Origin of the sequence: Hoeflea ulvae, assembly GCF_026619435.1 — a bacterium.
Lineage (GTDB): Bacteria > Pseudomonadota > Alphaproteobacteria > Rhizobiales > Rhizobiaceae > Hoeflea > Hoeflea ulvae.
Map to the genome: position 1 here is coordinate 1,722,593 of NZ_JAOVZQ010000001.1, position 22,400 is coordinate 1,744,992.

A 22,400-nucleotide genomic window follows, 5' to 3' on the forward strand; every position below is an offset into this window, starting at 1 on the left:
GGCGTTTCTCCCGTGTGTTATTTGCCCTGTCCGGAGATCTGGTCTCCGTCCCGGGTGAGGTAATAGGCAGCAAGAATGGGCAGGAAGGTAACCAGCACCACCACCATCGCCACCACATTGGTGACCGGGCGCTGGCGTGGTCTGACCAGTTCTTCAAGCATCCAGATCGGCAGCGTGGCCTGCTGGCCGGCGGTAAAGGTGGTGACGATGACTTCGTCGAACGACAGCGCGAAGGCAAGCATCCCGCCCGCAAGCAGCGCCGTGCCGATATTGGGCAGGATTACATGGCGGAAGGTCTGGAAGCCGTCGGCGCCAAGATCCATCGAGGCCTCGATCAACGATCCCGACATCCGCCGGAACCGGGCCACCGCGTTGTTGTAGACCACAACGACGCAGAAAGTGGCGTGACCCAGAACGATGGTCCAGAACGAGAACGGGATTTCCGCCAGGTTGAAGGCCGAGCGCAGCGAGATGCCGGTGATGATGCCTGGCAGCGCAATCGGCAGGATCACCAGCAGCGATATAGCTTCGCGTCCGAAGAACTTGGTCTGCGAAATCGCCGCGGCACACAGCGTTCCAAGCGTCAGCGCCACCACCGTCGAGATCGAGGCGACCCGGACCGACAGCCCCAGCGCTTCCCAGACATCAGGCCGGTTCCAGGTCACCGCGAACCATTTCAGCGTCAGGCCCGGGGGAGGGAACTGATAGCTCTTCTCCTCGGTGGTAAACGCATAGAGAAAGATCAGCAGGATCGGCAGATGCAGGAAGGCGAGACCAACGCCTGCGGCAATCTTCAGGCCCATGGGCGTGCTGTTCTGTTTGTCAGAGCGCATGTATGCCTCCATGTCGGTGACAGTTTACTTTTACGCTATGAACTCTTTCCAGCGCGCGCAAAATCGGGAGGCGTAAAAGTAAACTGTCACCGAACTTTCCGGTCTCAGAGCGCATTGAAAGCCCCCGCCCGTTTGGCGAGCCACAGATAGATGCCCATGATCACAACCGGCACCACGGTGAATGCCGCAGCCAGCGGGATATTGCCGGCCGTGCCCTGATGCGCATAGACGGCCATGCCGATGAACAGATGCGAGGTGCCGATGATCTGCGGGATGATGTAATCCCCAAGAGTGAGCGAGAAGGTGAAGATTGATCCGGCAATCACGCCCGGCAGTGCCAGCGGCAAAAGCACATTGCGGAAGGTCTGTCCCGGTGAGGCTCCGAGGTCGGCAGAAGCTTCGAGAAGATTGCCGGGTACCCGTTCGAGTGCGGCCTGCATCGGCAGGATCATGAAAGGCAGCCAGACATAGACGAAGACAAGGAACGTCCCTGTGGTGCTCAGCGACAGCGAATTGCCTCCGACGACCGGCAGCGCCAGCCAACCGTCGATGAGGAAAGTGAGGTGCAGCTTGTCGAACACCCAGGTGAGAATGCCCTCCTTGGCCAGGATCAGTTTCCAGGCATAGACCTTGACCAGATAGCTCGACCACAAGGGCAGCATGACGCCGAGATAAAACACTGCTTTCCAACGTCCCTTGGCATAGCGCGCAGCGTAATAGGCGATCGGAAAGGCTATGATTGCCGAGGCAATCGTGACCATGCCCGCCATGGTGACGGTACGGATGATGATGTCGAGATTGGAGGGACGCAGCAGTTCGCCATAGGTCTTCAGTGTGAACTCGCGCACGACCATGCCGGAGAACTCGTCAATCGAGAAGAAGCTCTGGATCAGCAGGGCGAAAAGGCTGCCGAGATAGATAACACCCAGCCACAACAATGGCGGCGTCAGCATCAGGAACAGCAAGAGCCCCGGCTTGCGCCAGAAGGCGTCAGACAGCGCTCCGCCAATTCCGCCCCGGCCGGGCAGGATTGCGCCGGGCATGGCTGGTGATGAGCTGCTCATGCCTCGGTCCCCATCAGGTGCAAGGCATCATCGCTCCAGGCAAAGCGCACGCTCTCGCCCTGCTGCGGCACCGGCGTGCCGGACGGCAGCAGCACATTGATCTTCTCGCCTGCGACATCGAGTGTCACGCGGGTCGCGCTGCCAAGAAAGCTCGTGGCTGATACTTGTGCTTCATGACCGGTGTCAGACCCAAGGTGGATGTCCTCGGGTCTGAGGCTGGCCCATTCCGCCGGTCCGCCCAGGCGCCGGGTAATATCGGGCGGAAGAACATTGGAGGAGCCGACAAAATCCGCGACAAAGCGGGTCTTCGGACGGCGATAGATGTCTTCGGGCGTGCCGGTCTGCATGATCCGGCCCTCATTGAACACGGCAATCCGGTCAGCCATCGACAGCGCTTCGCCCTGATCGTGGGTGACAAAGACAAAGGTGATTCCGAGTGCCTTCTGCAAGACCTTCAGTTCCTCCTGCATCTGCTCGCGCAGCTTGAGATCAAGCGCGCCGAGCGGCTCATCAAGCAGCAGCACTTTCGGCTTGTTGACGAGAGCGCGGGCCAGCGCCACGCGCTGTCTCTGCCCGCCAGACAATTGTCCGGGCTTGCGGGCACCGTAGCCGGGCAGCTTGACCATCTCGAGTGCTGCCTCGGCGTCACGCAGGCGTTCGGCTTTGCCGACGCCGCGGATCATCTGCCCGTAAGCCACATTGTCCGCCACGTTGAGATGCGGAAACAGCGCGTAGTCCTGAAACACGGTGTTGACGTTGCGCCGGTAGGGCGGAACGCCTTCCGCCGTCTCGCCGAAAATCTCGATATGCCCGGCCGTCGGCTGCTCGAAGCCGGCGATCAGTCTCAGGCAGGTTGTCTTGCCGGATCCCGAGGGGCCAAGCATGGCGAAGAATTCGCCCGGTTCGATCTCCAGGTCGACAGCGTCGACGGCGCGGACGGTCCCGAAGTGACGGGAGACCTTCTGGAATTTTACGGCTGGGATCATCGGGAATCTCGCGTCTCTTCTCTCCCCATGTGGGAGAGAAAGTGATTTCAGTATCTTGGCGCCAGCCAAGTGCTCGAAAACACAAGTGAGGGGGATTAGCTTCCCCTCACTTGCGAAATCTCACACTTGGCCTTCGCACTTGTTCGGCCAATTCATCCCACCAAGGGGACAAACCTAGCGGCCGCCGATGACGCCGATATAGTCCGAGACCCAGCGATAATAGGGCACGCATTCGCCCTGGCTTTCGCATGTCGAGACCGGTGTGGTCCAGAAGTTGATCTTGTCGAAATCATCCAGACCATTGGCGGTGCAGCCCTCGGCAGTCTGCATGCCGCGGCCATCGGTGCAGGCGGCGGGAACCGACGGGTTGGCGCCAAACCAGACCGACAGGTCGGACTGCAGGTTGGAGGCCAGCGAATGCTCCATCCACATATAGGCGCAGTTCGGATTGGCAGCGTCGGCATGCAACATTGTGGTGTCGGCCCAGCCGGTCGCACCTTCCTGCGGAATCACCGACGCCACCGGCACATTGTCGGCCTTGAGCAGGTTGACCTGGAACGGCCAGGAGCCCGACGCCACAACACCTTCGTTCTTGAAGTCGTCGATCTGGATGAAGGCATCGTGCCAGTAACGGCCGACCAGTGTCCGCTGCACGCGCAGCAGGTCGAGTGCCTCCTTGTACTGGTCCTCGTTGAGCTCATAGGGGCTCTTGATGCCAAGCTCCGGCTTGTGGAACATCAGGTACTGCGCCGCATCGGCGATGTGGATCGGGCCATCATAGGCCTGAACCCGGCCCTTGTTGGTCTGGCCGTCCGGAAGATCCATTTCCTCAAACACCACGTTCCAGGAAGTCGGCGCTGCGTCCTTGAAAGCTTCGGTGTTGTACATCAGCACATTCGGCCCCCACATATAGGGTGTGCCGTAATGCACGCCGTCGACGGTGTGCCAGGGCGCATCCTTGAGCCGGTCATCGATTGTCGACCAGGACGGGATCAGATCGGTGTTGACCGGCTGCACCCGTTTGCCGGCAATCAGCCGCAGCGAGGCATCACCCGAGGCGGTAACCAAGTCGAAGCCGCCTTCATTCATCAGCGCCACCATCTCGTCGGACGTGTTGGCGGTCTTGACGTTGACCTTGCAGCCCGAGGCTTCCTCGAACTTGGTGACCCAGTCGAAAGCCTTGTCGGTTTCGCCGCGCTCAAGATAGCCGGCCCATGCCACGATATTGACCTGTCCCTCGCCGGGACCGACTTCAGTCATCATGTCCGCTGATGCAAATCCTGGCGCCATGACCGAAAGCGCCATCGCCATCGCCGTGCCTGTGTTCAGAATTTTTTTCATGTGCTTGAGCTCCCACCAAATGCGGCCGCCAAAATGGAGACCTTAGCCGGAGCCAAGAGTGATACGGAGGGTTTGAGTCCGCAAATACTTTTATCAGAATTATGATATCGGAAAAATCGATACGGGGCCGTTGCTCATATTCCGGGCGTGATGATCAAATATGCCGCAACATTCGGCGCGGGCCCGCCCGCGCTTCCGTCTTCTGAAATGGATGTGCCGGGAACTGTTTTCCGGCGATCAGGCGGCGCCGTTCGGATCCGATGACTGCCCGATGGCATCCAGCCGGTCTTTCAAGGCGAGCCGGTCTATGCTCGCCAGCGGGATGCTGGTGAAGATCGAGATCCGGGCATTGAGCATGCGGTAGGCTTCCGAGAATGCGAGATGTCGTTCCGCGTCGGTACCCTCGGCGCCGGCGGGGTCGGGAATACCCCAATGCGCCGACATCGGTTGACCGGGCCAGACCGGGCAGCTTTCATTTGCCGCGTTGTCGCAGACCGTGAAGACGAAATCCATTCTGGGCGCGCCGGGATCGGCAAATTCCTCCCAGCTCTTCGATCTCGCAAAGCCGGTGTCGTGGTTCAGCCGGCGAAGCAGATCCAGGGCAAGGGGATGCACTGTGCCTTTTGGCTGGGAGCCCGCCGAATAGGCCCTGAAACGGCCTTCGCCAAGCCGGTTCATGATAGCCTCGGCAAGAATGGATCGTGCCGAGTTGCCGGTACACAGGAACAGAACATTATAGGGTCGGTCGGTCATCATTCCTGCTCGCTTGGTTCGGACCAAACCGGTACGGCCGGTCGCTTAGTACTAGATTCTTAATATCCAGATATCGAGAATAATGGATTAATAAATTTGCGCAAGCCCGTTCGTCCGAACGATCCACGATAGTAACTCCTGTCAGTGGGTGAGGGGCGGGCTGGCTACAGGGCTGAGCGAGGCGGTATTGCTGTCCGGCCAAAAATCCGGACGGCTCATTATCGTTGCCGTATGGCCCGTTGCGCCTGCGACAATTCGATGAAGTCGCGCACGGCCTGGCTCAGCTCGCTGCCGCGCCGCCAGGCTACGCCGACCTGGACCATCGGCAGGCTGCCCGAGACATCACGGCTTTCGATCCGGTCGCCTTCCAGTGACCATGGTCGGTAGACGAGATCGGGCAGCAGCGCCACCCCGGCGCCGGTTGCGACCAGGCTGCGCACGGCTTCCACCGATCGGGTCCTGAAGGCGATCTTTGGCCGCGAACCGATGGCGCTCAGCAGCTTGGCGGTGCTTTCCTCGATTTCGTCGATGGTCAGCATGATCACCGGTTCCTCCGCCACATCGGCCACCGTGATGCTTTCCGCAGATGCGAGGCGGTGGCCCAGCGGCAACCACAGCCGGTAGGGTGAAACTTCCAGGATTTCGGTCTGCAGCGCCATGCGGTTGCGCAGATTGGAAATCACGATCACCGCCACGTCCAGTTCGCCGCCGATCAGCAGATGTTCGAGATAGTCGCCATTGTCCTCGATCGCCGACACGGTGACGCCGGGAAACGCCCGCCGGTAGCGCGCCAGGAGATCCGACAGCACATAGCCGGCCACCAGCGAGGTCACGCCCAGATTGAGCGTGCCGGTCAGGTTTTCCTTGTCGTCGGAAAAGGTCCGTCTCGCATCGGACACGTCGGAGAGGATCTTGGTCGCGTGCCGCAGGAACTGGTGGCCCTTGTGGGTAATGGTGAGCCCGCGCGAATGCCGGTCAAACAATTGCACGCCGAGATCGCCCTCGAGTTCCTTGATCGCTTCGGTCACCGCCGATTGCGAAATCGACAGATTCTGCGCCGCCCCGGAAACAGTGCCCTGGGCGGCGACAGCGACGAAATACTGCAATTGGCGAAGCGTGAAGGCCATGGCGCATAACAACCAGCATTCGCCAGGACTGACAACAAGGCTGTTGCGTTATTTGCCATTGCCCGCGAAAGACGCGGCAGCGTCAAGGGGTATCAGAGCCCGGACTGCTCGACCGGCTGCAGGCAATCGACCGGATAATAGGGCCATGCCGCCTTGTCGCAGGAATTGTCACGCGGCTCGGGTCCGATCACGTAGCGGATTTGGTCGGAAGCGGCAGCGTCCCGGATAGGGGTGTTGCCGGGTGCCGCGCCGCGAAGGGCGGCGTCTTCAACCTTCAGGGACGCCATGACCATGTCGGGCTGGGTCGAGCTGGTGACATGGTCGCCTGTCTGGGCGGCAACGGTGGCGGCGGCGAGAGCAGCAATGGCTGCGGTGATGAGCGTGATCTTTTTCATGACACAATAACGACGCAAACTGGACAAGGTTCCATTCGCTGTGGCTGCGCGACGTTCGATTTGGCCCGGATGAAGCCCGGAAGAGTGCCATTTTGCTGAATTTGGCGCTTTGAACCGCAGCCCCAATGCCCTATACCCCACCGATCCGCCGGAGCTGCGTTTTGCCGCTCACGCCCAATCCAGCCGGCCCGGCCATTTTTTCAGTTGAAAGTACCAAATGACGTCCAAGACAGAAATTCATCCGGCCATTGCCGGCGCGCTGGCAAAACGCGGCTATGAAACCCTCACCCCCGTGCAGGAGGCCATGCTGGCATCCGACGTGCGTGACGCCGACCTGCTGGTCTCGGCACAGACCGGGTCGGGCAAGACCGTCGCCTTCGGCATATCGCTTGCGCCGACGCTGATGGGTGACGACGAAACATTGCCGCGCGCCGATCTGCCGATGGCGCTGTGCATCGCGCCGACACGGGAACTTGCCCTGCAGGTCGAGCGCGAGCTGACCTGGCTCTATGGCGACGCCGGCGCGCGCATCGCCACCTGCGTTGGCGGCATGAACATGACCACCGAACGCCAGGCACTCAAGCGCGGCGTGCACATCGTCGTCGGAACGCCGGGCCGGTTGCGTGACCACATCGACCGCGGCTCGCTCGATCTGTCGGCGCTGCGCGCCGTCGTGCTCGACGAAGCTGACGAGATGCTCGATCTCGGTTTCCGCGATGACCTCCAGTTCATCCTCGATGCGGCACCCGACCAGCGCCGCACGCTGATGTTTTCGGCGACCGTGCCGCAGGGCATCGCCAATCTGGCCAAGCGCTACCAGACCAAGGCAGTCCGCGTCACCACCGCCGGCGACGCCAAGCAGCATCTCGACATCGAATACCGGGCGCTGACCGTGGCCCCCAACGACCGCGAAAATGCGGTGATCAACGTGCTGCGTTATTACGATGCCAAGAACGCCATCGTGTTCTGCAGCACCCGCGCCACCGTCAACCATCTGACCGCGCGGTTCTCCAACCGCGGATTTTCGGTCGTGGCCCTGTCGGGTGAACTCAGCCAGAACGAGCGCACCCACGCCCTGCAGGCTCTGCGCGATGGCCGGGCCAAGGTCTGTGTGGCCACCGACGTCGCCGCCCGTGGCCTTGATCTGCCCGACCTGGAACTGGTGATCCATGCCGACCTGCCGAAAAATCCGGAAGGCCTGCTGCACCGTTCGGGCCGTACCGGCCGCGCCGGACGCAAGGGCGTGTCCGCGCTGATCGTCCCCTACAGCGCTCGCCGCCGCACCGAACGCCTGCTGTCTGACGCCCGCATCACCGCCGCCTGGGCACGGCCCCCTCGGCTGACGAAATCCTCGCCCGTGACGATGAACGGCTGATGGGTGATGCGTCCTTCGAGGCCGACATTGCCGAAGACGAAACCACAATGGTCTCGGCGCTGCTGGAAAAGCACGGCCCGGAGAAAGTCGCTGCCGCGCTGATCCGTCTGCATCGTGCCGGCCGGTCCTCGCCCGAGGAACTGATTGACGGCGGACCGGTGTCAGCCCCCGGCGGCACCTATCCCGAACGCGCGCCACGCGGGGAACATGTGCCGATCACCAATGCGGTCTGGTTCTCGCTGTCGCTGGGACGCAAGCAATCGGCCGAGCCGCGCTGGATCCTGCCGATGATCTGCCGCGCCGGCAACATCACCAAGACCGACATCGGGTCGATCAGGATCCATGATCTTGAAACCCATGTCGAAATCTCCGGCGCCGCCGCCGCCAAGTTCGAGGCAGCCGTCGGCCCGACGCGGACGCTCGAGAAGAACGTCACCATCACGCGTCTCGATAGCGTGCCGGAAGCCTCGGCGCGTCCGCCTCGCCCGCCAAGGTCGAAGGATGATGATTTCAACCGGGGTCCCCGCAGCGATTTTGCGCCCGGCGATAAGCCGAAGCCGGATTATGCCAAGAAGCGTCCTTTCACCGGCGGCAAGAAGCGTGATGACCGTCCGCCGCGTCATGATGCCTATGCCGACAGGAAGCCTTCGAGCCGCGATGACCTTCCTGCAGGCGCCAAGGCCGGCGCATGGCCCTATGATGATGTGGCTCCAGCGCCGAAGGCGGCACCGGACAAGCCGGCGGCGCGAAGCGATGCCGGCGCTGAGAAGCCTTTTGCCAAGGACAAGAAGCCCAAGCGCGACAAGCCCGGCTTCAAGCCGGATTTCAAGTCCGATGCAAAGCCGGCCAAGGCCCATCGCAAGGGCCCGAAGTCAGCCTCTGCCGAAACGGCCAAGGGTCCCGGCAATGCCGGCCTGAAGCGCAAGCCAAAGAGCTGATGCCGCGCTGCCCCTGCTGGCAGCCACGTTTTTTACGCCGTCAGGAACCGCCGGATTGCACATGCGATCCGGCGGTTTCTTGTTTTTGACCGGAAAGCCCGGCGGTCGGAACGACACCCGAACAGTGGTGCTGCCAGCCGCTCGCCGCGGGCGCCGCCAAGAGGCGTTTTCGCATTCTTAACCAAAACATGATTGGATCCATGCATGGGAAAGGCCGGGCATTTCCGGCAGGCTCTCCGAGCGAACGGGCGGGATTTTTTCCCGGACTGGCGGAGCAGGGGGCCGGCCGCACCAGGCACATTCGAAGGGATGACACGATGAACGAGACCCATGACGGCAAGGCCAAAGACCTGAAAATCATTTCGTTTTTTCTCGGCAAGCAGGTGTTCAGCGTGAACATCATGTCGGTGCGGGAAATCCGCGGCTGGACGCCGGCAACCCCGTTGTCCCATGTTCCGCGCCACGTTCTTGGCGTCATCAATCTGCGCGGAACCGTGATCCCGGTGGTAGACATGGCATTGCGGCTTGGGCTCGCTCCGATCGAGCCGACCGAACGCTCGGCCATCATCGTCACCAGCGTCCGGGGCCAGATGGTCGGCCTGCTGGTCGACAATGTCTCCGACATGATGACCGTGACTGCAGGCGAGATCCAGGCCGTTCCCGAAATCGGCGCCACCGAAGTGCAGCGAATGACGACATCGATCATCTCCAAGGACGACCAGATGATCTCCCATCTCGACATCGACTCGGTGCTTGACGAAGCCGGCGCACTCGCCGCCTGACACCCAAAAGGTTCGGCCTTCGAGGGCGCTCTGCCATCGCGCACGGCCCTGGACAGCGGTTCGGTGAGAGTTTTGGTGTGCGCTGCATCATGGCGGTGGACATGACATGGCGGGCAGGGCATGCTGGCTCGCGCCGCAAGGCCGCCCGATCAACGGATACACCCCATGTCGATTCTGGCTAGCGTCTACCACCTGACCCATTACAAATATGACCGCCCTGTTACCCTTGGCCCGCAGATCATCCGCTTGCGGCCGGCGCCGCACAGCCGCACCAGGGTGGTCTCCCACTCCCTCAAGATCAGCCCGAAACAGCACTTCGTCAATTACCAGCAGGATCCCTACGGTAACTGGATGGCGCGCTATGTATTTCCTGATCCGGTGATGGAGCTGAAGATCGAGGTCGATCTGGTCGCCGACATGACCGTCTACAATCCGTTCGATTTCTTCGTCGAGGAATCCGCCGAGAACTGGCCTTTCGAATATCCCGAGGACATTGCGCCCGATCTGGTGATCTACCGGACGCCCGAGCCGGCCGGCCCGCGCCTCAAGGCGTTCATGGACACGATCCCGCGCACCGAAACCGGCACCGTGGATTTCGTCGTCGGGCTCAATGCCCGCCTGGCCAATGAGATCGGCTATGTCATCCGCATGGAGCCCGGCGTGCAGACGCCGGAGGAAACCTTCTCGACCGGCAAGGGCTCTTGCCGTGATTCAAGCTGGACGCTGGTACAAATTCTCAGGCATCTGGGTTTTGCCGCACGCTTCGTTTCGGGCTACCTGATTCAGCTCAAGCCTGATCTGGTGGCAATCGACGGCCCGGCGGGAACGGATCACGATTTCACCGACCTGCATGCCTGGACCGAGGTCTATCTGCCAGGTGCCGGCTGGATCGGTCTCGACCCGACCTCCGGCCTGCTCACCGGCGAAAGCCACATCCCGCTCGCCGCCACGCCGCATTTCCGCAATGCCGCGCCGATTTCCGGACTGGCAAGCTATGCAGAGGTTGATTTCGCCTTTGACATGCGGGTTGACCGGATGGCCGAACATCCGCGCATCACCAAGCCTTTCAACGAGGAGTCCTGGGCGGCACTCGACAAGCTCGGCCATGACATCGACGCCAAGCTTAAAGAGGACGATGTCCGCCTGACCATGGGCGGCGAACCTACTTTTGTCTCGATCGACGATTTCGAGAGCGAGGAGTGGAACACGGCTGCCGTCGGTCCGCAGAAGCGCGAGGCTGCCGACAAACTGATCCGCCGGTTGCGCACCCGCTTCGCCCCCGGCGGTTTCCTGCATTACGGCCAGGGCAAATGGTATCCCGGCGAGACCCTGCCGCGCTGGACCTTTTCGCTCTATTGGCGTCGCGACGGCAAGCCGATCTGGCACAATCCCGAACTCATTGCCGATGAAGGCACCGACACCGGACAGGCCAGTCCCGAAACCGCCAAGCAATTGCTGGCAGCCATTGCCGACAATCTCGGGATTGAAGACGATCACGTGGTTGCAGCCTATGAGGACCCGGCAGAGTGGATCCTCAAGGAAGGCAATCTGCCCGACAATGTGACCCCGGATAATTCCAAGCTGGATGACGCCGAGGAACGCCATCGCATCGCCACGGTGTTTTCGCGCGGACTGGCGACGCCTTCGGGATTTGTGCTGCCGGTGCAGCGCTGGCAGTCGAAAGCTGCCGGCCATGGCTGGCGCTCGGAGAAGTGGAAAACCCGGCGTGGCCATGTCTTCCTGGTGCCTGGCGACAGCCCGGTCGGCTATCGTCTGCCGCTCGGCTCGCTGCCGCATGTGCCAGCATCGTCCTATCCCTTCGTCAATCCGGCCGATCCCACCGAGCCGCGCGGCGATCTGCCCGATCCCGAAACCGCGGCTGCGGCGCTGGCCGACGCCCTGGCCGATGCCCGCGCCGCCGAGGCTTCGGCCCAGCCGGTTGCGCAATTCACCGCGGCCGAAGCCACCCAGACCCGGGTCGAACAGACGGTCGGCGATCTTGATGGCGCCGTGCGCACCGCCATCTCGGTCGAACCCCGCGATGGACGCCTTTGCATCTTCATGCCGCCGGTGGAACGCGTCGAGGACTATCTCGAACTGGTGTCCGCCGCTGAAGTTGCTGCTGACAGGCTTGGTCTGAAGGTTCATATCGAGGGCTACGGCCCGCCGCATGATCCGCGTCTCAATGTCATTCGCGTTGCCCCCGATCCGGGAGTGGTCGAGGTCAATGTTCATCCCGCCAGCGACTGGGATGAATGCAAGGCAATTACCGAAGGCGTCTATGAAGAAGCGCGTCAGACCCGCCTGGGCGCCGACAAGTTCATGATCGACGGACGCCACACCGGCACCGGCGGCGGCAATCACGTGGTCGTCGGCGGCGCCACGCCGCTCGACAGCCCGTTCCTGCGCCGGCCGGACCTGCTCGCCAGCCTGATCCTGCACTGGCAGCGCCATCCGAGCCTGTCCTATCTGTTCTCGGGCCTGTTCATCGGCCCGACCAGCCAGGCCCCGCGCATTGACGAAGCCCGTCATGACAGCCTGTACGAGCTGGAGACGGCGCTCGAGCAGATCCCGCATCCCGATGCCGGAACGCCGCCGCTGCCGTGGCTCGTCGACCGGCTGCTGCGCAATCTGCTGACCGATGTCACCGGCAACACCCACCGGGCGGAAATCTGCATCGACAAGCTCTATTCGCCCGACGGCCCCACCGGCCGGCTGGGTCTGGTCGAATTCCGCGGCTTTGAAATGCCGCCGGAACCGCGCATGAGCCTTGCCCAGCAGGTCATGATCCGCGCCCTTGTGGCCCGGTTCTGGCAGAGCCCGGCCAAGGGACGGTTCACCCGCTGGGGCACGGCGCTGACCGACCGATTCATGCTGCCGCATTTCATCTGGCAGGATTTTCTCGATGTGCTGCGCGATTTGCGCGATCACGGCTTTGATTTGCGCTCCGAATGGTACGAGGCCCAGGCCGAGTTCCGTTTTCCCTTCTGCGGCGAAGTGACCTATGAGGGCGTCCGGCTCGAACTGCGCCAGGCGCTGGAGCCGTGGCATGTGCTGGGTGAAACCGGCGCCATCGGCGGCACCGTGCGCTACACTGATAGTTCTGTCGAACGCCTGCAGGTCAAGCTCGAAACTGCCGATCCGTCGCGCTATGTCGTGGCCTGCAATGGTCGTCCGGTGCCGATGACCGAAATGGGCCAGACCGGATCCGCCGTCGGCGGCGTGCGCTACAAGGCTTGGCAGCCGGCGCTGGCGCTGCATCCGGTGCTGCCGGTCAATGCACCCCTGACCTTCGACATTTTCGACACATGGTCGGGCAAGGCATTGGGCGGCTGCGTCTATCATGTCGCCCATCCCGGCGGCCGCAGCTATGACACCTTTCCGGTCAATGGCAACGAGGCCGAAGCCCGCCGGCTGGCCCGCTTCGAGCACCGCGGCCATTCGCCCGGCGCATCGATGCCTGCGCCCGAAACGCCGCATCCGGAGTTTCCGTTCACGCTCGATTTGCGCCGCAAACCGGGGATCTGAGCCGTGCCGGATGCAGCCGAGGCCGAAGTTCCGGAGCGGCCATCCATCCTGTCGGGTTACACGCCCCTGCCGGGCGTGCCCGACGAGTTGCTGGCCGATGATGGCAGCATTCGCCCGGAATGGGCCGGCCTGATCGCGCATCTGGACGCCATGAAGCCTGACGAGCGCGAGCGCGCCTTTGCCCGCGGCACCCAGTATCTGCGTGACGCGGGCGTGTTCGTGCGCAATTACGGCGAGGACAAGAGCCGCCGGGACTGGCCCTGGAGCCCGTTGCCGGTGATCCAGCCGGCCAGGCAATGGCAGGCGCTGGCTGAAGGCCTGGCCGAGCGGGCTGATCTGCTCGAAGCTGTCGTGGCTGATCTCTATGGCGCCAACCGGCTTGTTGCCGAGGGCCATCTTCCCGCCGATGTGATTGCCTCCAATCCGGAATGGCTGCGCCCCCTGGTCGGGGTGAAACCGGCATCGGGCCATTTCCTGCATTTCCTGTCTTTCGAGATCGGGCGCGGGCCCGATGGCGGCTGGTGGGTTCTGGGTGACCGGACCCAGGCACCCTCCGGCGCAGGCTACGCATTGGAAAACCGCGTGGCCTCTGCGCGGTCCTACGCAGGCTTTCTCAACAGCAGCAATGTCGAACGACTGGCCGGGTTCTTCCGTGCCTTCCGCGACGGGCTCAACGCCCTGCGCCATGAGGATGGCAGCCGGGCAGGGATCCTGACGCCGGGGCCGATGAACGAGACCTATTTCGAGCATGCCTATATCGCACGCTATCTCGGCATGATGCTGCTCGAGGGCGATGATCTGACCGTCGATGACGGCCGCTTGATGGTGCGCACCGTCTCCGGACCCAAGCCGATCAGCGTGTTGTGGCGCAGGCTCGATGCAGCCTGGGCCGATCCGCTGGAGCTTGAGGGCAGCTCCCGCCTGGGGACCCCAGGTCTGTTGGGTGCGGTCCGCGCCGAAGGCGTGACCATGATCAACGCGCTCGGCGCCGGCATTCTCGAAAGCCGTGCCTTTCTGGCCTTCCTGCCGCGCCTGTCGGAAGTGCTGCACGGCAGGAAGCTCTCCGTGCCCAATATCGCCACCTGGTGGTGCGGCGGCGCGGAGGAACGCGCGCATGTGCGCGCCCATGCCGATGCGATGCTGATCGGATCGGCCAATTCGACCCGCTTGCCGCTCGAGGCCGAGCCGGGCGTGGTGCTCAGGGGCGACACTTCCGCGATCGGGACCGATTTGGACACATGGCTGTCGGAAGAGGGCCGCAATCTGGTTGGCCAGGAACTCGTGTCGCTGTCGACCACACCGTGCTGGGAAGACGGCGGCCTGCAGCCGAAACCGGTCCGCATCCGGGTGTTCATGGCGCGCACCCGGGAAGGCTGGCAATTGATGCATGGTGGCCTTGCCCGGCTGGCGGCGACCGGCCAGGATCCATCCGCCGTCTCGATCAGCAGCGGCGGCACCGTCGCCGATGTCTGGGTGGTGTCGGACACGCCGGTGCCGGAGGATTCGATGCTGATGCAGACCGGCGAATCCTTCGTGCGCACCTCGCCAGGACTGCTTCCCAGCCGTGCCGCCGACAATCTGTTCTGGCTTGGCCGCTATGTGGAGCGCGCGGAAGGGCAGATGCGGCTGACCCGGGCCTATATGAGCCGTCTGGACGAAACGCCGCTGGGCGGCACACCGCTGATGACGGCGCTTGAGGCCTATCTTGAAGAGCACGCGCTGGCGATCTCCGAAGGCGTGCCGTCGGAGATCGCCAGAACCATTTCATTCGCCGTCAATGCCGCCAACCGGGTGCGCGACCGGTTCTCGGTCGACGCCTGGGCGTCGCTGGCCGACCTCGAGACCACGATAGCGAAGATGGGGCATACGGTCCGTCCCGGAGACGACGCGGCATCCGCAATGGGCGTGCTGTTGCGCAAGATCACCGGCTTTTCCGGACTGGTGCACGAGAACATGTACCGCTTCAGCGGCTGGCGCTTTCTCACCATCGGCCGCTCGCTGGAACGCGCCCTGGCAATGGCCGATCTGCTGGCGACCTTCGGAGAATGGCAAAGCCCGCATGGCGGCTTCGAACTGTGCGTCGAACTCGGCGACAGTGTGATGACCCACCGCAGGCGCTACCCAGTGACGGCCAGCCGCGACACGGTTGTCGATCTGCTGGCGCTGGATCCGCTCAATCCGCGCTCGATCGCCTTTCATGTCGATGAAATCCGCGATCAGGTCAGCCTGTTGCCCGGAGCCGACCTCAACGGACAATTGTCCGCCTTGTCGCGATCGGTTCTGCGCGTGCAGTCCGATCTCGCCGTGTTGACGCCGCAGAGCCTGGACCAGGCCAAGCTGGTGGATCTGGCGCAGGCGATCGGCCTGCTGACCAATGACATCCATGCGCAATTCCTCGATTGATGGCGATGCTCTACGATATCAAACTGATCATGGACTATGATTTCGAGGCGCCGGCTGCCGGTGCGCGACAGATCCTGCGGGCCATGCCGATGGCCATCCCGGGCCGCCAGCGGCTGATTGTCGGCAGCATCGATGTCGATCCGGAACCGGCCATGCTTGCCGAGCGGGATGATTTCTTCGGCAACCGCCTGACCGAAATGGCGTTCAACGAGCCGCACAGCAATATCGTCATGACCCTGAGAGCCAGGGTGGAGGTGACCAGCGGCGCCGAACCCCGGGGCGCCTCGCCGGATCTGTCCGGCCTCGCCACGGCGCTTGAAGCAGTAACCTGTCTCGGGGCCCGCTCGCCATTGCATTTCCGGACGGCCTCCGCCTATGCCAGATCTAACAAGGCGATTGCGCAATGGGCCCGAAGCCGGCTTCGGCCCGGCCAGTCCTGTGCGGACATCGTAACTAAACTGGGTCTGGCGCTGCACCGGGAAATGCGTTTTGACGCGGAAGCCACCACGGTGGACACGCCTGCAGCGGAAGCCTTTGCCAACCGGCATGGCGTCTGCCAGGATTTCACCCACATCATGATCATCGCGCTCAGAAGCCTCGGCATTCCGGCGGGCTATGTCAGCGGCTATCTGCGGACGCTGCCGCCGCCGGGACAGGACCGTCTTGAGGGCGCCGATGCGATGCATGCCTGGGTGTCGGCCTGGTGCGGCCCCGGTGCCGGCTGGGCCGAATATGATCCGACCAATGCGACATTCGCAGGAACCGATCACATAGTGGTGGGCTATGGCCGCGACTATGCCGACGTCGCTCCGCTGCGCGGCGCCATGCGCACCGCGGGCGGACAGACCAGCCATCAGGCCGTCGACGTGGCGCCGGTCTGCAAATAGGGGCCTGATGCCGCCATCAACGTCCGCGGATCCGCGGATCGAGGGCGTCGCGCAGGCCGTCGCCGATATAGTTGACGCTCAGCACGGTCAGCGAAATCGCCAGGCCGGGCCAGAACACCCGCTCGGGATACTGCTGCAGATAGTCGATCGCATCAAACAGCAACCGGCCCCAGGTCGGAAAGTCCGGCGGGAAGCCGAGCCCAAGGAAGGACAGCGCCGACTCGGTGATGATCGCGGTGGCAATCCCGAGCGTGGCCGAGACCATGATCGGAGACAGTACATTGGGCAGGATGTGACGCAGGATCATGCGACGCGACGGCGTGCCCATCGAGCGGGCGGCCAGCACGAATTCGCGTTCCTTCAGCGCCAGAACCTCGCCGCGCACGATACGCGCCGTCTGCATCCAGCTGGTCACGCCGATGGCCGAGACAATCAGGATAAAGGTACCCATCTCGGGCCCGAAGCTGCGGGCCAGGGTTTCGCGGAACAGCATCACCATGACCAGCAGCAGCGGCAGCAGCGGCAGTGCCAGAAACAGGTTGGTCAGTCCCATCAGAACCCCGTCGAGCTTGCGGAAAAAGCCCGACGTCACCCCGATCAGGGTGCCGAGCAGCACGCTGATCAGCATGGCTGTCAGGCCGACGGCGATGGACACCTGTCCTCCCGCCATCATCCGCGCCAGGATATCCCGGCCCAGCTGGTCGGTTCCGAAGGGATGCGCCATTGACGGACCGGAGTTGCGCGCCCGGATATCGATGAAGGTCGGCTCCAGCGTCCAGATCAGCGGCCCGACCGTGACCGACAGCACGATGAACAGGAAGACGGCGGCGCCGAACAGCGCGCCCTTGTGGGTCTTGAACTGGTCCCACACGTCCCACCATTGCGAGCGTCCGGATGTGTCGGGCCCTGCCGGGGCGGAGATCGGGGCGTCAGTCATAGCGGATCCTCGGATCAAGCAGGCCGTAGAGAACGTCAGCGATCAGGTTGCACAGCACGATCAGCACCGCGAAGATGAAGGCCAGCGTCTGCACCATCGGCAGGTCATTGGCGTAGATCGCGGTGATCAGCAATTGTCCCAGGCCGTTCACCTTGAAGATCTGCTCGGTGATGATGGCGCCGCCGAAAATCGACGGGATGCCGAGCGCGATCACGGTGACGACGGGGATCATCGAATTGCGCAGCACATGCACGAGCAGGACCACCTTTTCGGTCATGCCCTTGGCCCGGGCGGTGCGGACATAGTCGTGGTTGAGATTGTCGAGCATCGAGGCGCGCATGAAGCGTGAGAGTTGCGCCGTTGTCTGCAGGGCCAGCACCAATACCGGCAATGTCATCTGCCGCACCTGCTGACCGAAGCTTTCAAAATCATTGACCACCAGCGTGGTGTCGTAAATCGACGGGAACCACGGCAGCATGATTGCGAAAAACACGATCATCAGCACGCCGGAGAAGAACGGCGGCACTGAAAACCCGATCATCGATATAAAGGTGCCGATCTGATCGAACCAGGAATATTGCTTGTAGGCCGAGATGATGCCGATCGGCAACGCGATCATGACGCCGACCAGATAGGCGAGGCCGACGACCCAGGCCGTCTGCGGCAGGCGCTGGATGATGATGTCGAACACCGGTGCGCGGAACTGCCAGGAGACAATGCGCTGCATGCCTTCGGAGAAGTTCGTTCCCGTCACCCAGTCGATGAACACCAGCGGCTCGACCCAGAAAAACTGTTTGGCCCAGAGCAGATAGCGGATGTAGGCGGGCGAGATCGAGCCCGAGGGCGTCACGCATCTTCTGCCGCACTTCCGGCGGGATGCTCAGCGGCTGGTTGGCGAGCGGATCGCCGGGGGCCAGATCCAGCAGCAGGAAAATGATCAGACTGATGAGCACAAGCGTCGGTACAGCCAACATTAGTCGTCTGAATATAAATGTCAGCATTGGCGACGCCTCGGTTCAGCAGTTTGGCGCGGGAAATTTGCAGCAAGCATGGATGGCCCCGCCGGGGCGGGACCATCCGTTTGATGCATTACTTGATGCGGTACCAGTCCGCGGCATTCCAGATTTCGGAATCCCAGGTGTTGAGCACGACACCACCGAGGCTGTTGGCATGAGCCGACACGCGGCCACGATCAACCAGCGGAACAATCGTCATGGATTCCTTGGTGATCATGTCGTTGAGCTTCTTGGCAATTTCGGCGCGCTTGGAAATTTCGCCGGTCTTGCCGAGCTCGGCAACCAGTTCGTCATAGGCCGGATCGCAGTAGCGGTTGATGTTCTCGCCCTGCCACTGGGATTCAGGCTTGGGAGCCTTTTCGCAGGTGTACTGGCCGAGATACTGCTCCGGATCGGTTCCGTCGAAGTTGTTGGCGTACATTTCCACGTCCGCATAGAACTTCTGGAACGTGTCCGGCGAAGCGGGATCGCCACCGAAAAACACCGAACCGTCAATGTTCTTGAGTTCGGTTTCGACGCCGATATCAGCCCACCACTGCTTGATCAGGGCCTGGAAGTCCTGACGCACGGCGTTGGTTGATGTCTGGAACAGAAGCTTGAACTTCTTTCCGTCCTTTTCGCGGACGCCATCGGCGCCAACGGTCCAGCCGGCTTCATCCAGAAGCGCCTTTGCGCCATCCACGTCCTGCGCAATGCAGTCGGTGTTGTCGGATGCGAACAGTTCCGGTGCAGGCACCAGGTTGCAGGTCGGGCGACCGGCCTGGCCGTAACCGATTTCGACCAGCAGGGTGCGGTCGATGGCCATCGACAGCGCCTTGCGGACATTGAAGTCCGACAGGATCGGATGCGGATGCTTGGCGGTTGCCCGCTCGCCTTCAGGCAGATCCGCGGAGGGATCGGTCATGTTCATCTCGATGCGCTCGACCAGTGTGCCGAAGCCCGAAATCGGTGTGCCCTTGCCGCCTTCTGCCATCTGCGCAATGACTTCAGGCGCCAGCTGCAGGTTCCAGGCATAGTCGAACTCGCCGGTTTCAAGAACCGCACGGCCGGCCGATGCGGCATCGCCGCCGCCCTTGAAGGTGACGGTCGCAAATGCCGGCTTGGCCGGATCGCGATAGTTGTCATTGGCCTTCATGGTGATCACGTCGTTCGGCTTGAAGTCGGTGACGACAAACGGGCCGGTTCCGATCGGGCCGAAATTGGCCGCGGTGCATTCCTGGGCTTTCGCGCCAAGGCAATCCTTGAACTGGGCTGCCTGGATGAGCGGCGACTGCGCGCCGACAAAGGCCGCGTAAGGCACGGGCTTCGGTCCGGTGAAGTTCACGATGATTGTGCGCTCGTCCGGTGTCTCGATGCTTTCGACGCCGTCGAATTTCGCGCTCTGGGCGCAGCCGCCATCCGGCGCCATGCAATAGTCGGCGGTGAACTTGGCGTCGGCCGAAGTCACCGGCGTGCCGTCGGACCAGAGCAGGCCTTCCTTCAGCTTCCAGGTGATCGATGTCAGGTCGGCTGCAACGCCGCCGTTCTCGACTGTCGGGATCTCGTCGACCAGATAGGGAACAAGCGCGCCCTTCTCATTGAAGCGGGCCAGCGGCTCGACGACCAGCGAGGAAGCCTCGATGTCCTTGGTGCCGCCCGAGAGATACGGGTTGAGGATCGAGGGCGCCTGCCAGTAAATGATCTTGACGTCGCCGTCCGTGCCGCGTTCGGCATGGGCGATGGGGGCGATCGCCATTGCGGCAACGGCACCCATCAGAATTGTCTTCAGTCTCATGGCTGTCTCCTTTTTGAACTTCTAGTTCGTTGTTTCGCCGGTGGTTGGTTCCCCGGTCATTGTCATGTCTTCCGAATACAGATGGCAGGCCACCTGTCTTCCGTCTCCGAAGTCATAGACGGCGGGCTCGATTTGCCGGCAGATATCCATGACCTTGGGGCATCGGGTCGAAAAGTTGCAGCCCTTGGGCGGGTTGGCGGGCGAGGGCACATCGCCCTGCAGCACGATCGGCGAGCGATGCCGTTCCGACTCGGGGTCGGGCTCGGGCACGGCCGACAGCAGCGCCTGGGTGTAGGGATGCAGGGGCTCGGCAAACAGCTTTTCGCGCGAGGCAACCTCGACGATCCGGCCCAGATACATCACCGCGACACGGTCTGCGATATGGCGCACCATCGACAGGTCGTGGCTGATGAACAGATAGGTCAGGTTCAGCCGCTTCTGCAGCGTCTCCAGAAGATTGACCACCTGTGCCTGGATCGACACGTCAAGGGCGGCGATCGGCTCGTCGCAGACGATGAATTTGGGGTTGAGCGCCAGGGCCCGGGCAATGCCGATGCGCTGGCGCTGGCCGCCGGAAAACTCGTGCGGGTAACGCTTGGCGAAGGCATGGTTGAGCCCGACCCAGTCCATCAGCTCGTAAATGCGTTCAAGCCGTTCCTTCGCCGTCAGTTTCATGTGCTCGTCGAGCGGCTCGCCGATGATATTGGCCACCGTCATCCGCGGATTGAGGCTGGCCTGCGGATCCTGAAAGATCATCTGCATCATCGGCCGCTTCGACCGCAGGCTGTCGCGGTCGACATGGGCGATCTCGGAGCCGTTGATTTCAACCGTGCCGGCGGTGACGTCGTACAATCGCAGGATCGACCGGCCGACGGTGGATTTGCCGCAGCCGGATTCGCCGACCAGGCCAAGGGTCTCGCCGGGCATGATATCGAAGCTGATGCCGTCAACGGCCTTGATGTCGCCGACATGGGTCCGGAACAGACCCGAATGGATCGGGAAATACATCTTCAGGTCACGGACCTTGACCAGCGGACGTGCCGGATCAGCAGCGGCCGTGGATTGGACTTCAGCCATTGATGGCCTCCGGCTCTGGCGTTGACGCCGTATCCAGCAGGAAACAGGCGGCGCGGTGCCCCGGCGCATTCGTCGCATAGAGCGCGGGATTTTCCTGCGCGCAGCGGTCGAAGGCATATTGGCAGCGGTTGCGGAACGAGCAGGCGACCGGCGCCTCATACATGATCGGCGGTTGCCCCTCGATCACCTGCAGCCGCTCGGCGCGGGGGCCGCGCACGGCCGGAACGGTCTTGAGCAGCGCCTGGGTATAGGGATGCTGCGGGTTCTTGAAGATCTCGTTGACCGGGCCTTCCTCGACAGCCTGGCCGGCATACATCACCATCACCCGGTCGGCGATGCCGGCAATCACGCCGAGATCGTGGGTGATCCAGATGATCGCCATGCCCAGCTTGCGGCGCAGGTCCTTCACCAGCTCGATGATCTGCGCCTGGATGGTGACATCCAGCGCCGTGGTCGGCTCGTCCGCGATCAGCACCTTCGGGTCGCAGGCAAGCGCAATGGCGATCATCACGCGCTGGCGCATGCCGCCGGAAAACTGATGCGGGAAATCCTTCAGCCGTCTTTCGGGATCGGGAATGCCGACGAGCTGCAGAAGCTCGATCGACCGCGTCCGGGCCTCGGCCTTGGACAGGCCGAGATGCGCACGCAACGGCTCGGCCAGTTGAAAGCCGATCGTGTAGACCGGATTGAGCGATGTCATAGGGTCCTGAAAGATGAAGCCGATCTTGGACCCGCGCACCTGTCGCAGGTCTTCCGGACTGATCTTGAGCAGGTCCTGACCGTCAAACATCACTGTCCCGTGGCGCATCTCCGCAGGCGGAGACGGCAACAGCCGAAGCAGCGACATCATGGTCACTGATTTTCCGGATCCGCTTTCCCCCACCACGCCGAGCAATTCGCCCGGTCGCAGATGGAAGTCCACCGAATTGACCGCATGCACTTCGCCGCTGCGGGTACGGAAAACCGTTTTAAGCCCTTTAACATCCAGAATTGGCAACGCCGTGTCTGGCATACTGTACCCCTCGGGAAATGTTTTCCCGTTATTTTTGTTGCCGGTCATATCTCTCGATTGCCGGTGATCCTTACTATTGACCAATTTTTCGGTGGTTGACCAGTGGGGTTTTTGAAATTGAGTGATAAGTGTTCAAACGCGGCATCTTCCGACAGAAAATTTCTCGCAGAAG

General features: G+C 62.4%; 15 protein-coding genes and 2 pseudogenes. 5 read left to right on the forward strand and 12 right to left on the reverse strand.

Translation table 11 applies throughout. The features are described 5' to 3' along the window. Nucleotides 1-17: 17 nt before the first annotated feature. The 7 genes from OEG82_RS08040 to OEG82_RS08070 all read right to left on the reverse strand — a co-directional run bounded on the left by OEG82_RS08040 (nucleotide 18) and on the right by OEG82_RS08070 (nucleotide 6,499). The gene (locus OEG82_RS08040; RefSeq protein ID WP_267611909.1) at nucleotides 18-833 is read right to left on the reverse strand and encodes an ABC transporter permease; all 816 of its coding nucleotides are present in this window, start codon (nucleotides 831-833) and stop codon (nucleotides 18-20) included. 104 nt (nucleotides 834-937) lie between these two features. Then, the gene (locus OEG82_RS08045) at nucleotides 938-1,897 is read right to left on the reverse strand and encodes an ABC transporter permease (protein ID WP_267611910.1); all 960 of its coding nucleotides are present in this window, start codon (nucleotides 1,895-1,897) and stop codon (nucleotides 938-940) included. After that, on the reverse strand, nucleotides 1,894-2,883 hold the full coding sequence (locus OEG82_RS08050; protein ID WP_267611911.1) for an ABC transporter ATP-binding protein: 990 nt from the start codon (nucleotides 2,881-2,883) through the stop codon (nucleotides 1,894-1,896). Before OEG82_RS08050 ends, OEG82_RS08045 begins: the two co-directional genes overlap by 4 nt. Before the next feature lie 174 nt (nucleotides 2,884-3,057). Beyond that, nucleotides 3,058-4,224: an ABC transporter substrate-binding protein gene (locus tag OEG82_RS08055; RefSeq protein WP_267611912.1), complete on the reverse strand. Its 1,167-nt coding sequence runs from the start codon at nucleotides 4,222-4,224 to the stop codon at nucleotides 3,058-3,060. 237 nt (nucleotides 4,225-4,461) lie between these two features. Further along, nucleotides 4,462-4,977, reverse strand: coding sequence for an arsenate reductase ArsC (locus OEG82_RS08060; RefSeq protein WP_267614896.1), 516 nt, complete (start codon nucleotides 4,975-4,977; stop codon nucleotides 4,462-4,464). A gap of 218 nt (nucleotides 4,978-5,195) precedes the next feature. Further along, nucleotides 5,196-6,104, reverse strand: coding sequence for a LysR family transcriptional regulator (locus tag OEG82_RS08065; protein WP_267611913.1), 909 nt, complete (start codon nucleotides 6,102-6,104; stop codon nucleotides 5,196-5,198). A gap of 92 nt (nucleotides 6,105-6,196) precedes the next feature. Further along, nucleotides 6,197-6,499, reverse strand: coding sequence for a hypothetical protein (locus OEG82_RS08070; protein WP_267611914.1), 303 nt, complete (start codon nucleotides 6,497-6,499; stop codon nucleotides 6,197-6,199). 217 nt (nucleotides 6,500-6,716) lie between these two features. Here OEG82_RS08070 and OEG82_RS08075 point away from each other — a divergent pair. From OEG82_RS08075 to OEG82_RS08095, 5 genes and pseudogenes are all read left to right on the forward strand, one after another. Continuing rightward, nucleotides 6,717-8,812: pseudogene (locus OEG82_RS08075) on the forward strand (DEAD/DEAH box helicase). A gap of 317 nt (nucleotides 8,813-9,129) precedes the next feature. Beyond that, nucleotides 9,130-9,594 carry a chemotaxis protein CheW gene (locus tag OEG82_RS08080; RefSeq protein WP_267611915.1) on the forward strand — a complete coding sequence of 155 codons (465 nt, stop codon included), beginning with the start codon at nucleotides 9,130-9,132 and terminating at the stop codon, nucleotides 9,592-9,594. Between the two features lie 165 nt (nucleotides 9,595-9,759). Further along, the gene (locus OEG82_RS08085) at nucleotides 9,760-13,122 is read left to right on the forward strand and encodes a transglutaminase family protein (RefSeq protein ID WP_267611916.1); all 3,363 of its coding nucleotides are present in this window, start codon (nucleotides 9,760-9,762) and stop codon (nucleotides 13,120-13,122) included. A 3-nt stretch (nucleotides 13,123-13,125) separates the two neighbouring features. Beyond that, nucleotides 13,126-15,525, forward strand: coding sequence for a circularly permuted type 2 ATP-grasp protein (locus OEG82_RS08090; protein ID WP_267611917.1), 2,400 nt, complete (start codon nucleotides 13,126-13,128; stop codon nucleotides 15,523-15,525). 5 nt (nucleotides 15,526-15,530) lie between these two features. Next, nucleotides 15,531-16,412: a transglutaminase family protein gene (locus OEG82_RS08095; RefSeq protein ID WP_267611918.1), complete on the forward strand. Its 882-nt coding sequence runs from the start codon at nucleotides 15,531-15,533 to the stop codon at nucleotides 16,410-16,412. Between the two features lie 16 nt (nucleotides 16,413-16,428). Here the strand turns inward: OEG82_RS08095 and OEG82_RS08100 are convergent, their stop codons facing one another. The 5 genes and pseudogenes from OEG82_RS08100 to OEG82_RS08120 form a co-directional block, all read right to left on the reverse strand. After that, nucleotides 16,429-17,349: an ABC transporter permease gene (locus OEG82_RS08100; RefSeq protein ID WP_267611919.1), complete on the reverse strand. Its 921-nt coding sequence runs from the start codon at nucleotides 17,347-17,349 to the stop codon at nucleotides 16,429-16,431. After that, nucleotides 17,342-18,350: pseudogene (locus OEG82_RS08105) on the reverse strand (ABC transporter permease). Before OEG82_RS08105 ends, OEG82_RS08100 begins: the two are co-directional and overlap by 8 nt. 88 nt (nucleotides 18,351-18,438) lie before the next feature. Continuing rightward, nucleotides 18,439-20,139, reverse strand: coding sequence for a peptide ABC transporter substrate-binding protein (locus OEG82_RS08110; protein ID WP_267611920.1), 1,701 nt, complete (start codon nucleotides 20,137-20,139; stop codon nucleotides 18,439-18,441). 21 nt (nucleotides 20,140-20,160) lie between these two features. Next, on the reverse strand, nucleotides 20,161-21,216 hold the full coding sequence (locus OEG82_RS08115; RefSeq protein WP_267611921.1) for an ABC transporter ATP-binding protein: 1,056 nt from the start codon (nucleotides 21,214-21,216) through the stop codon (nucleotides 20,161-20,163). After that, nucleotides 21,209-22,228 (reverse strand): ABC transporter ATP-binding protein, encoded by a 1,020-nt coding sequence (locus OEG82_RS08120; RefSeq protein ID WP_267611922.1) that lies wholly within the window; start codon nucleotides 22,226-22,228, stop codon nucleotides 21,209-21,211. Before OEG82_RS08120 ends, OEG82_RS08115 begins: the two co-directional genes overlap by 8 nt. Nucleotides 22,229-22,400 lie beyond the last annotated feature (172 nt).

Bases quoted from the DNA above. Each gene is read 5' to 3' on its own strand.
- OEG82_RS08065 (WP_267611913.1), bottom strand. From the start codon at position 6,104: ATGGCCTTCACGCTTCGCCAATTGCAGTATTTCGTCGCTGTCGCCGCC.
- OEG82_RS08110 (WP_267611920.1), bottom strand. From the start codon at position 20,139: ATGAGACTGAAGACAATTCTGATGGGTGCCGTTGCCGCAATGGCGATC.
- OEG82_RS08080 (WP_267611915.1), top strand. From the start codon at position 9,130: ATGAACGAGACCCATGACGGCAAGGCCAAAGACCTGAAAATCATTTCG.
- OEG82_RS08120 (WP_267611922.1), bottom strand. From the start codon at position 22,228: ATGCCAGACACGGCGTTGCCAATTCTGGATGTTAAAGGGCTTAAAACG.
- OEG82_RS08070 (WP_267611914.1), bottom strand. From the start codon at position 6,499: ATGAAAAAGATCACGCTCATCACCGCAGCCATTGCTGCTCTCGCCGCC.
- OEG82_RS08040 (WP_267611909.1), bottom strand. From the start codon at position 833: ATGCGCTCTGACAAACAGAACAGCACGCCCATGGGCCTGAAGATTGCC.
- OEG82_RS08060 (WP_267614896.1), bottom strand. From the start codon at position 4,977: ATGACCGACCGACCCTATAATGTTCTGTTCCTGTGTACCGGCAACTCG.
- OEG82_RS08045 (WP_267611910.1), bottom strand. From the start codon at position 1,897: ATGAGCAGCTCATCACCAGCCATGCCCGGCGCAATCCTGCCCGGCCGG.
- OEG82_RS08095 (WP_267611918.1), top strand. From the start codon at position 15,531: ATGCTCTACGATATCAAACTGATCATGGACTATGATTTCGAGGCGCCG.
- OEG82_RS08115 (WP_267611921.1), bottom strand. From the start codon at position 21,216: ATGGCTGAAGTCCAATCCACGGCCGCTGCTGATCCGGCACGTCCGCTG.
- OEG82_RS08085 (WP_267611916.1), top strand. From the start codon at position 9,760: ATGTCGATTCTGGCTAGCGTCTACCACCTGACCCATTACAAATATGAC.
- OEG82_RS08050 (WP_267611911.1), bottom strand. From the start codon at position 2,883: ATGATCCCAGCCGTAAAATTCCAGAAGGTCTCCCGTCACTTCGGGACC.
- OEG82_RS08100 (WP_267611919.1), bottom strand. From the start codon at position 17,349: ATGACTGACGCCCCGATCTCCGCCCCGGCAGGGCCCGACACATCCGGA.
- OEG82_RS08055 (WP_267611912.1), bottom strand. From the start codon at position 4,224: ATGAAAAAAATTCTGAACACAGGCACGGCGATGGCGATGGCGCTTTCG.